The sequence below is a fragment of the Halomonas sp. genome (assembly GCF_033549285.1).
Taxonomy (GTDB): domain Bacteria; phylum Pseudomonadota; class Gammaproteobacteria; order Pseudomonadales; family Halomonadaceae; genus Halomonas.
On record NZ_JAWSUJ010000213.1, the window covers coordinates 1 to 527 of the forward strand.

General features: G+C 67.9%; 1 protein-coding gene. It reads left to right on the forward strand.

Features of this window, described 5'->3' with window-relative positions; translation table 11 throughout:
* Positions 1-498: slipin family protein (locus tag SCI24_RS21475; protein ID WP_318727292.1), on the forward strand; the 498-nt coding region annotated here is incomplete at its 5' end.
* Between the last annotated feature and the right edge of the window lie 29 nt (positions 499-527).

A 527-nucleotide genomic window follows, 5' to 3' on the forward strand; every position in this document is an offset into this window, starting at 1 on the left:
GTTTACTTCCGTGCCCTGGACCCCCTGAAGGCCATCGTCGAGGTGGAGGACTACCTCTACGCCACGAGCCAGCTCGCCCAGACCACCCTGCGCAGCGTGTGCGGCCAAGCGGAGCTCGACGAGCTTCTCTCCGACCGGGAGAAGCTGAACCGTGAGCTCCAGGAGATCCTGGACCGGCACACCGAGCCGTGGGGGGTCAAAGTCTCCACCGTGGAGCTCAAGCACATCGACCTGCCCACCGAGATGCAGCGTGCCATGGCCCGGCAGGCCGAGGCGGAGCGCGAGCGGCGCGCGAAGATCATCGCCGCCGAGGGCGAGTACCAGGCGGCGGAGAAGCTCACACTCGCCGCCCGCACCATCGGGACCGAGCCCACGGCCATCCAGCTCCGCTACCTCCAGACCCTGGTGGAGGTCAGCACGGGGAACACCAACACCATCCTGTTCCCGATCCCCGTGGACCTGATCAAGGCGTATCTGGAGCGGGGGAAGGCCGGGTGATGCTGCCGCCCCCTTTGGACGACGGGGCC